Source organism: bacterium, assembly GCA_040755795.1.
Taxonomy (GTDB): Bacteria; UBA9089; CG2-30-40-21; order CG2-30-40-21; family SBAY01; genus JBFLXS01.
Genome location: JBFLXS010000140.1, coordinates 1 through 9,191, shown reverse-complemented (window position 1 = coordinate 9,191; position 9,191 = coordinate 1). Strand labels below are relative to the sequence as shown.

At 39.8% G+C, this 9,191-nt stretch carries 6 protein-coding genes; all 6 read right to left on the bottom strand.

From position 1 onward, the window contains the following. On the bottom strand, positions 1-4,276 hold a 4,276-nt coding region (locus AB1414_10240; protein ID MEW6607812.1), incomplete at its 3' end, for a right-handed parallel beta-helix repeat-containing protein. Continuing rightward, entirely contained in the window at positions 4,276-4,647 is a 372-nt protein-coding gene (locus AB1414_10235; GenBank protein ID MEW6607811.1) for a hypothetical protein, read from the bottom strand. The genes AB1414_10240 and AB1414_10235, both read right to left, overlap by 1 nt. A 1-nt stretch (position 4,648) precedes the next feature. Then, positions 4,649-7,819 (bottom strand): hypothetical protein, encoded by a 3,171-nt coding sequence (locus tag AB1414_10230; GenBank protein ID MEW6607810.1) that lies wholly within the window; start codon positions 7,817-7,819, stop codon positions 4,649-4,651. 24 nt (positions 7,820-7,843) lie between these two features. Continuing rightward, complete coding sequence (locus tag AB1414_10225) at positions 7,844-7,981, bottom strand: hypothetical protein (GenBank protein ID MEW6607809.1); 138 nt, start codon at positions 7,979-7,981, stop codon at positions 7,844-7,846. A 20-nt stretch (positions 7,982-8,001) separates the two neighbouring features. Further along, positions 8,002-8,367 (bottom strand): hypothetical protein, encoded by a 366-nt coding sequence (locus AB1414_10220; protein ID MEW6607808.1) that lies wholly within the window; start codon positions 8,365-8,367, stop codon positions 8,002-8,004. After that, positions 8,367-9,191, bottom strand: an 825-nt coding sequence (locus AB1414_10215) for a phage tail tube protein (protein ID MEW6607807.1), incomplete at its 5' end; no start/stop codon positions are given. The genes AB1414_10215 and AB1414_10220, both read right to left, overlap by 1 nt.

Below are 9,191 nucleotides of genomic sequence, written 5' to 3'. Positions count from 1 at the left end.
TAGGATACCATCTTAAGTCTAATGTAGCAAGGTTGGAGGGTAATTGGTATAGCTCAACCATCCGCTTTGCCAGACCATAAGCTACCCCTTCATTATTGAGCCAAGCATTGGAGATGCTTAAGACCTCTAGCCCATAATTCTGCCTGGAAAGGGAGGTTTCGGACAATTCATAGATTTTAGTATTTCCTTGTAATAGTGATACTACGCACTTGTTGATTATGGGATATGCTGACAAGTCGCCATCTCTGACCGATAAGGACTTAATGTCTTTTTCGGCAAAAGCCACCTTAACATTACCTGAAGTTTCTGGTCTTTGGAAGTAGAATATTCCTAGCTCATCAAAATAAGCCTTAAAGCCAGAGGCTTCAGCTAAATCCTTAATAATATTGCTTATTCTGGTTATCCCATAATTTGCTCTGAAATCGGTTTGATTGAAGGCAGAGATAACCGCCTCCTTGGAATATTGCCAAAGAATATAGGAAGGGTAAGAGACAGCATAGAGAATTTCTATCCCTCCTATACTGACTAGAAGCATATCTGAAGTCTGCCCTTTTTCACCTGCAATAGGGATACCTATATCTACTATACTCTCAGTGTCAGTCGTAGGTGAAATATCAATAATCTGATATAGCTTGTGGGCAGACCCACTCTTATATCCCGTTCCCAATGCAAAATATACTCTACTACCCCCACTCTGTCTTGCAAAACTTCTGGGACCATCATCTACATTATCTAGGGTTATAGCATCATAGTTAGAATAACGCTTTATCTCTCTCCAGCTTATATATGAAGTAGTATCTCCTTCAGGAGTATCTGGGGTAGAGAATCTTATACTACATATTCTCCAGTAATTAACAGTTCCCCCATCAGTTGTATAGTAGAAAGTAGTATAGACTAGCTTAACAAGTTGACCTCCCCCTACTACTTCTTCCATTCTTGCTTCCAATTCAGGAGTCCCAATCCCAAAATAAGCCACATCTCCTGGGAAATCTTTCAAAAAGGTGACAGTAGGAGGAGAAAAGAGAAAGTTCAGTCTATAGACTATATCCCATTGAAGAGTAATAATAGCCCAAGAATTTAAGCAGGGAGATGAAAAATTTATACAGCCAACTGCAACAAACTGGGTTGTCAGCAGAGTAACAATTGTGTCTGAAATCAAATCTATATAAGCAATACCCTTGTAAGCTGAGCTACTTATACTATCTTCACAGTAGATATAGTAGAGTCTATCTCCAAAAATATAGAAAGCTTTTCGGCTCTCCACTACCCACTGAACTAAAACATAAGAAGAAGTAACATAGCACCCTAGAGTAGAAGCATACATCGGTTTATTCACAGTAGAATAGATAGAGAGAATATCTGAAGAGATATCATATTTCCACAGGTCAAAGTTTAATCCTGTATGGGCATCATAGCCATTATTATAAGGGGTTCTATACCAAGCAGTAAAAATCTCATGTTTTCTACTAGTCACAAAATATACGTTCCCATTATTCTCCCAAACAGCTATCTTATATATCCAATCATTCACATCTCCTATACCGACCCCTAATGTCTTTTTTAGTGTCCAAACTCCATCTTTCCAAAGATAGAGTTTGTTGTCAATCCCAAACCAATACTGGTCTTGGGTAGCATCATAGCACATACATCTAGCAACCCCAAAGGGAGGCATTGAGGGAGTTTTGCCGTGATAGGAAAAATGCTCAAAATCAGCATTAGTGATTGTCTGGTCAATCTGGTAATCGCTTATTCCTGCCTCCTGCATTAACCTTTCTACTGCCCTATCCATTCTTGGGGCAATATACCATTGATAATTTTTAACCTCTGCTCCATCTTTATGGGCTACGGCTGTAGTTAAGTCTGCTCCTCTGGTGCATCCATTGAAAGAAGTATCGTCTGTGGTTTCAATTTTGGAGGTATAGGTTATAATTTCCTCATCTATTCTAATCTTCCCAGAGGAGGGAAATTTATCAATTGGAGGGAGAACAGGGATTTTGGTTGCTGTTTTCAATAATCCTTTCCCTCCTCCCTCGGCATCGGGAATTTCATCGCTTACATTTAGCTTTGTGGTTAATGTGCCATCGGAATTATCCATTGTAACCTTCTCGGCAGTAACTTTCTGGAGATTATAATCGTAATCTATGGCTGATATGGTGGACATTCCTTTGATAATTGATATATCTTGCACCAAGCCAGTAAAGGCAGGGATAAACTCTTTCCAGTTAGGATTTATTTCAAATCCCTTCCAGAGCCTTAATCTATCCAGAAAAACCTTCCATTCTGTAAATATTCCTAGCCTAATGATTGCCTTATCAGATAAACTTCGGTTAGGATTTAGTTTTATTGTAGTATTTGAACCGAGAGCATTACGAACTTCATTACCAGTAATAGTATAGGAAACTCCATTAACTACGCAGGTTGAGGCATCGGTAAAGGAAATCTTATATTCCCCTCTTGGCAAGAGGAAAATTCCTTTTGGAGTAAGGGATGTTTCACTTGTCCTGTAAAAGCCTTGTATAGGCTTTCCTTTGGTATTCTTTATCCCCCCTTTTGGATTCCAATAACCCCTTACATTAGAAAAATCTAGGGTTGCTGAGCCAGCCACATAGGTTAGCAATTCCCTCTCTACCTGCTTGGTAATTTGCCCTACATTTACCAATCCAGTTTCTGTATTTTCAAGCTTAATCTCCTCCCATTCCCCGCCTGATAAAACCTCTAGCCTGAAGGCAATGTCTGTGTTAGTATCGTTTGTCCAGTTTGTTCCGCCGTCTGTAGAATAGAGCCGATTACCGTCAGTGTATGTATTGTTGACATAAGCTATTTGCACCGCCCCAAATCCTTCCCCTCCTTCAAAGGTAAGAAAATATATCCCCGCACTCAAACTTTGCTTTGTGGTGAATTGGACCCAGAGCCAATCGGTAGTGCTACTACTAGAGGGAATTTCGCTGGCGGCAATTGAAGTGCTAGTTATAATTGCACCAGGCACACCTGCATTATTATTGCATAAGCAAGTAGTAAGCGGAGCTCCCATATCAAGGAGACAAGCCCTTACCCAAACCCCACTAAAGGTGGTATCTTGGTTTAAGGTAATCTTCTGGGCTTGCTTATTACTAGAGGATAGGCTGGCTAATGTCTCACCTGCCAGAGCTATTGCCTGATGAGGCTTTTTTCTGCCGAGAAAGGAGCCCCAGCGAGGCTTTGTCCCTTGTAGTTTTGCTAATTGGGTTTTGAAACTATCGGATACAGCCCATTGTCCATTAGTGTCTTTCGTGATGATATATACATCTCCATATTCATATGCTCCCATATCTACGGTAGCTATGCCATCTTCATTACCATCTACTATTCTTGTTTTACCGTCCTTATCGGTTGAGGGAATTGCCGGGGCAGTATTTGAACCCGCATCAATGCAGGGAGAGGTTGCTTGTAAATGAAAGTCGCTTGAGCTGATAAATAAAGGGTCAGCCGAGAGATTGCCGGTTCCTTGTGTATTTAACCAGGCAACATCCCTTGGGGTTGTTCCTTCATCATAATAATCGCCTGAGGTATTGTTCCAGAAACAGTTGTAATTGGTTGGAGGATCACTACTATTGTCATATTCATATATTCCATAGTTGCTGTTATCAGATATTATGCAGTTGGTGATAGCTGGGGAGGAAGAATTATAGCAGAAGATTCCGCCGCCATAGGTAGCACTATTCCCTGAGATGGTGCAGTTGGTGATAGCTGGGGAGGAATACCAGCAGTAGATTCCGCCGCCATAATCGGAAGCACTATTTCCTGAAATTATGCAGTTGGTGATAGCTGGGGAGGAATACCAGCAGTAGATTCCGCCGCCATAATCGGAAGCACTATTTCCTGAAATTATGCAGTTGGTGATAGCTGGGGAGGAAGAATTATAGCAGAAGATTCCGCCGCCATAGGTAGCACTATTCCCTGAGATGGTGCAGTTGGTGATAGCTGGGGAGGAATTATCGCACCAGATTCCGCCGCCCTGGCTTGGATTTCCATTTCTCATCGTGAACCCACTGATTGTTCCACAATTTCCCGCATTACTAAAATAAAACGCCCTATTTCCTGAATTCTCGCAGTCAATGATGCAATTATCAGGCCCATTCACAGAGCGAACCGTAATAACCTTTCCCGACCAGGTTAGCTCCTTATTCCCTGTGCCAGCATATGTCCCATTAGCTACTAAAACAGTATCCCCATTATTTGCTGCATTGATTGCTGCTTGAATTGTTGAATAATCTTGTGGAACACGCAGGGTAGCCATTAAACCTCTATAAAGATAATCTCTCCTGAGAATTCAGAATCTGTTGAAGGAAGAATATAGAAAAAGCCAAAATCGCTCTCCCAATTGACAGTGTATTCGCCGTTAGGATGGAAATCAGAGGATAAAACAAGCTTAAAAGGCTCTTGATACTCCTTAATGGATTTTAGGGTATCCATCATTGTTTTTGGCATCGCCTTCCAAAAGAGCCTAAATTCCCATTTTCTGCCCCTCTCATAAGAGATTGCGGCTGTATCCTCCTGCCTATATCTATCAGTATAAATCCTCTGCAATGCCTCAAAAATAGAGGGATTTAGGGCTAATACATAGCTATTTGCAAAATCATCGCCGTATTTTATAGTAATTTGTGCCATTTTAACTATATCTTCTTCCTAGATTTCTGGAGCTTAATAGGTCATAATCTTTAAATATATCAAGGATTGCCTGTTTGAATTGAGCCTCATTGCCTCCCAGAACTGCACCTGCACTGATATTGATATTTACTGTTGGTGTTTTAGCCATTCCGAACTGCCCCTCAGCGGGTCTGCCGATTATCTCTCCACCGTGAACAATGGCAGGGACTTCTAGGGTAGGAGGTCCAGGGACTTTCCTTATTTCCCCAGGGGCGGTCTGAAATGCAGGCAAGGAAATACCAAAAAATCCCGCTACTTCCTGTAAGGCAAGAAAAGCAAGCCATTTTGTAATCATCTGTCCAATATAATTTACTACCGAGTGAGCAAGATTGCTCCATAATTCCTTGACGCTTGTTGAAAAATCTTGCATTCCAAAAAACATCTTCTCAAATGCCATTCCTCCTGTCTGGGCGATAGTATCAAACAATTGCCTTGTAGATTCTTGTATCATTCCAAAAATATTTTGTAATTCCCCTACACTTTCCCTAAATCCCTCTACAATAGAACCAAAAACCGTCTCTTTTCTTTCCTCTATTGGTTTTATCTCTTCTCCCTCTGTATATACTGCTCCAGGAGGTGCGGTAATCCATCCTTCTCTCTCAGGCATAGCACCGCCTATTCCCACTACTGGAGGTGATATTTCCTTTTGTATTTTCTTTATCTCCTGAAGGATTTCTAATCTTTCACTTTCTTTTTCAACAAACAGACTTAATTGGGTTAATTGGTCTACCAGCTTCTGCTTAACATTTTCTCCCATATCTGATTGTATTCTGGTAATTGCTATCTGTTCCCTTAATATAGTTTCCCTTTCTCTTTTTTCTTCCTCAAGGAGGTCTCTAATTTTCTTTTCGTAATTATTTCTCTCTATTGTATCCTGCGTCTGGTCTCTCATTACTTTTAATTGCTCTATCAGTTCAGCTCTTTTGTCCTTATTGAGATTATAATCACTCTCTAATACTGCCAGCCTATCTGCCTCTATTTTAGAGGCGTGGGTCATAATATCCTTGATTTTACTCTGGATATTTAATCTATCGCTTTCTCTATCGGTAATTATCATCAAGGAGTTATATTGTTTCACTAGCTCTGTGTCTACATCCTTTCCTAGATTTTTTTCTGCCAATAAATTGCTTATCCTTTCCTCAATTACTTCCCTTGCTTTTCTTTTTTCTTCTTCTTTGAGGCTGTTTATCTTTTCCTGGATTTGATTTCTTTCCAGCTCTGTTGTAGAGAGTTTCTGAACTTGTGCATATTCCTCAATTAGCTGGTCTATGGTTAGCTTTCCAATTCTGTATCTGGATTCAGCGAGTGATAATCGGTCTGACAAAGCCTTCTTTGCCTTTTCTTCTGTGACTATTTCTTCTTCTGTGGCAGCCTTAGCGACTTTAATTGCTTTAGACATAAAATCTTCTAAAGTTAACAATTTAGGTTTTTCTATTCCATAAGGCTTTAATTTTATTGCTTCTCTCTTTTTTTCATAACTTTGATGGATTTTTTTAAATTCTTCATCTCCTTCTTTTCCGTGTTCTTTAAAAGCTTTAACAATACCTGATGTAAAAAATTTGCCTACATCTTCTCCAGCCTTTTTTAGTCTTTCTAAATCCTTTGTTGTTATCTTTCCAAAATCTTTTATTGCTACACCCCATAGAATTCTTAAAAAGGTTCCAATTTTTTCAAAGCAGTCTTTAACGAAATTTAAAGAATTAAAAACTCCTATCACCATCTGGTCTAAAAACTCATCAACATATGTTCTGGCAAGACTAAACTGCACCATAATGCTTCTACCCAACTTTTCAAATCCTGACATATTAGCAATCGCAAGATTGTATTGTGCTAATAAATGTCTGTTAATCTCCTCAACGCTTTTAATCGGTTTTCCTCCTAGTTTTTCCAACTCTCCCGCATATTCAGGGATAACCTTTTTTAGTTCATCAATAATCGCTTTTTGTCTTTGTTTTTGTTCTGTTGTCTTGCTTACTGCTGTTGCTAGGCTATTATATTCAACCACCAATCCTTTTATTTTCTCTGCACTATCTTCTACGGATTTAAGAGCTGCATCTGTTTTGCCTTTAAGGTCTAAAAAAGCCATTGTTAATCCACCGATTGCTAATGTAAGAATACCTATAGGAGAAAAGATGAAAGCTCGCAATAGCGGTATTGCTATTTTTAATGCCTCTGGTATTTGCACAGCAAAAAGAAGTTGTAAAGCTTTAAACCCTCCAATAATATGGGGGAGGGTAAAGCTTAAGGTTGCTAAAGAGGCTACTGCCAAGCTCACAGCCCCTGCAACAGCCCCTAAAGCGACCACCAAATTACCATTTGTTTTAATAAAATTCTCTATTTTTTCAAGGCCAGGGGTTAAGGATTCCTTAATCCATTTATTAAACATTGGAATCATCGTTGCTCCAATAGCCATATATAGCCTAGACATAGCATCGTGCAAATTAGACATTGCCCCTTCCCAGGTGTCCATCTGTCTTGCCATTGCTCCAGCAAAATTCTGTTTTATTAAAGCCTCTAAAGCATTCCTTAATTTTTCTTGCTGTTCGGCTGTTCTTACAGCAATCCCTCCCTCCTTATTCATTTCTGCCCCAAAAGCCTTAAGGGCTTGAGCGGATATGCCGAATTGGTCTCGGAGAGATAATATGGCATCTTGTGAGCCTGTTAATGCCTTGCCCATTACAAGGGAGGTATATTTAAGGTCTTTTCCCATCCCTGCGGCAAGGTCTCCGATAAGAGGAAACCACTTTTGAGCATCCTTGCCTGTCCACCCTAACATCTTTGTGAACTGCATTATCGTAGCGGTGGATTCTACAACCCCCTTAACTTCAAAGGGTGTCTGGGTGGCGGCTTTTATGGCGAATTGTATCATATCTGTGGCCTCTTTGGTTGAGCCTGTAATGGTTGTCATTGTGGCAGAAAGCTTTTCAATATTTCCTGCCTCATCTAATGCCTTTTTTCCTGCTAAAACAATTGCTCCGGTAAAAGCCCCTGTCATAGCAGCCAAAGCCCCAAAGCTGGGCTTAATAGCATCAATTCTTCCTTTAATATTGTCTAATGCTCTATTTACATTAGCGAAGGCCTGGCTAATCTGTTCTCTGCCTTTTAGGCTGATTGTTACTGTGGTTTCTGGCATTTTCTCTTAAAAAACAAATAGGGGTTATACTTTAACCCCCATTAAACTTGCTTTTAACTTAAAATTTTCTACCTCCCGCTTGGCAAAATACTCAAGAAGGAAGATAGCTACATTTACCTTTAGTTTCAGTATATATTCAATCGTCCATCCTGTTTTTTCCACAATATAACATATTGCCTCATCTATTCCTGTGTTTTTTTTTGGGATGATATAGGAACTTTTTGCATCTGTTTGGAAACCTTTTCCATAACCGCATTGATTGCGATTGAATATTCCATTAGCTGGGAGACTTCTAATTGCCTTAATTTTTTGTTGATTTCCTTTTGCTTTTCTTCTTCTGGCATATTAAGTAGGTCTTTCTCTTGATTTTCCAAAATCCAGAGGATAAATACAAAATCCTTAATGGTGAAAGTTGAGGTGCTTACTCCTCCCTCTGAAAACTTGAATTTCTCATCTAGCAAAACAATAGTCTGGCAATTCGGAATGGGTAGGTTAATTTCTCCTTGGTTTATGGAGGTTTCAGCAAAAACGCTTTTTCTTCTGCCCATTAGTTATAATCAGCGTCAAGGGAATAAATGGTAAGTGTTGCCTCGTTATTATTTTCTCCAAATGCCGAGAAGGGTAGATCATTATACATCAAGCTCATATCGGAAACTGTAGGGTCTGTCCCCTCAAATAGAATTGTTGGAAAGATGAACTCTATAGTCTCTAATGGTCCAGCATAGGGTTGACTGGTTCCTTTAACTGAAAGTTTTGCTGAAGTTCCGTTTATCCACTTGTCAAAGTATGTGCTATCCTCAAATTGTCGGTTGATTGTCCCTGTAATTGCCCTTTTTCCACCTCTCACTAATCTAGGGATAGCAAGGGGGACAGTTTCTTTGATTTCTGCCGTGTCTTCCAGCAAATTATTACTAATTGTAAAGTCAACTGACCTGATACCAATGAGAACATCATCTACCCTTAATCCGCATTTCCAATTAAGAAATAATTCCTTAACCAGAGAGTTTAGGGTAGAGGGGGTAGTTGTTCCTGCTAATGATTTTGGCTCGCCATCTTTACCGACAAAAGTGAATGTCCCTTTAGTTATTCCCTCTGGGGCATCCACTTTAAATTGGGCAGAAGTCAACCCACAACCCCAATAAGTGAATGGAAAGCCGCCTTTGGAAATCTCCATTGTAATGCTAGGAATACTATTTGCTAATGCGAAGTCGTGCTTATATGTGTTTCTATTCCCATTGATAGCTAATGTTCCTCCTGTAAATCCAGAAGTAGTTATTCCTCCTGCATTCACCGTCTTAAAGTATTTCGTTGTATTTATCGTGGTATTACCTGTGAAAGTCAATGTCTCTATAATTGCTGTATCGTTTCCATC

What these genes read in the sequence shown, in the direction of transcription:
- AB1414_10235 (MEW6607811.1), bottom strand. Translation starts at nt 4,647, where the DNA reads ATGGCACAAATTACTATAAAATACGGCGATGATTTTGCAAATAGCTAT.
- AB1414_10230 (MEW6607810.1), bottom strand. Translation starts at nt 7,819, where the DNA reads ATGCCAGAAACCACAGTAACAATCAGCCTAAAAGGCAGAGAACAGATT.
- AB1414_10220 (MEW6607808.1), bottom strand. Translation starts at nt 8,367, where the DNA reads ATGGGCAGAAGAAAAAGCGTTTTTGCTGAAACCTCCATAAACCAAGGA.